Here is a 1505-nt window from a genome sequence, read left to right on the forward strand (position 1 = left end):
AGATTAAAATCTTACTCTCAAATTGCGGACGAATTAGAAATAAGTATACGTTCAGTCCGTGAATATCTCAAAAGAGGGAAAGAAAAAATTCAAAACCAGATTGATCAAAGTTTATTTTGCACGACAATTATAAATTAAAGAGGTTATCCAAGTTCAGATGTTTTAATTCATTGTTTATTCATTCTACTCATTTCAATTTCTTCCTCTTCTTCTTTTTTATATTGTATTTCTGAGTAGTCTTTAGTGTAATTATTGTCTAAAAATTTTTGAATGAGGATGTTGTTTTTTTTGAGTAAAAGCCCTTTCGTTGTAGTATAGAACAATTCCAAAGTATACCTTCTGTATGTGAAGCGGTATGTAACTAAACCATCTTCACTTGTATTAGATGAGTGAAAAATTCGAAAGTCAACATAATTTCCACTCAAGCTAATTTTGTGCAAACTGTATTTGTTTTGAGGCAAACTTTTATTTACAACATATTCAATTTGAGCAAAAAAAGCTTCGTATGATTGACTTTTATTAGGAGCATTTGAATCCACAATTAATTGCAGAACATCCATTTGGTCTAAAGTTTTTTTGTTAGAAGGGAATATTAAAAAACCTAATGCTGCTATAAATTTTCTGCTACTTATAGTGTACTGAACATGGGGCATAGAAGTAAATTGAAAAGAAAAGGATCCTGAGTTAACAGCGATGATTTTGGGAAGTTCTTTTTCAAACTCAATTTCAGAAGCAGGCGGAGAGCTGTTTCTCCGCCAATCATGATATAAATTTATAATAGTCTTATTGTGCTTTTCTATTAATAAGTTGTATTTTTGTGCAAAATTTTCCAAGAAATTAGTTTCAGCAATAAGGGTAGCGCAATGTAGATTAATAAGGCTGTCGTTACTTTCTTCGATTTCAGCAATAATATCTTTAACTTTATCTGGTTGATGAGCTTTTATCCACTGTAACTGTTTATTTGTCAGTACAAATAATTCTCCATCGAAGCTATCGATTTTGTGCAAAATTTTCTTTTTTTCATGTTTGCCAGATTGGATAAGATCTTTAAGTTGTTGTATGTAATCATCTTTTAGACCTTTAGTGAGAATTTTTTCATAACATTCATGAGCAGATAGTCCAATTTCTTGATAAGAATTGGTCTCGTTTAGTGATAGAATTATAGGTAAATTTCTGATGAAATCATTCCAATTTTCGATAGTAGACCTTACTTTAGGAATTTTTTCTAATAGTTCTTGTAAGTTTCGAGCTCTTAAAGCATTTTTTTGCATACTTTGTTTGCTTTTCTTAGCATTACCAGCAATACTCCCGAACTCAGTTATACAATCGCTACCCACATTTAACTTTTTTTTGCTAATGGTATTTTCAATATAAAAAATATACTTATTGGGAGTACCACATAAAGAACAGCGCTTCCATTTTTCTTTGAGAGGCCCCATATCTTCTTCTGTTTGACCGTTGGGCCCTTTTGATTGAATCCATTCATCTGAAGAGATGGTTAATAA

2 protein-coding genes are annotated in these 1505 nt (G+C 31.0%); one reads left to right on the forward strand and one right to left on the reverse strand.

The annotated features are described in order from the left end of the window. Positions 1–138, forward strand: a 138-nt coding sequence (locus tag HCK02_RS13750; protein WP_343034612.1) for a sigma factor-like helix-turn-helix DNA-binding protein, incomplete at its 5' end; no start/stop codon positions are given. A 29-nt stretch (positions 139–167) separates the two neighbouring features. Here HCK02_RS13750 and HCK02_RS13755 read toward each other — a convergent pair. Next, on the reverse strand, positions 168–1505 hold a 1338-nt coding region (locus HCK02_RS13755), incomplete at its 5' end, for a hypothetical protein (protein ID WP_167630664.1).

This window comes from Listeria valentina (assembly GCF_011800755.1).
GTDB classification, from domain to species: domain Bacteria; phylum Bacillota; class Bacilli; order Lactobacillales; family Listeriaceae; genus Listeria; species Listeria valentina.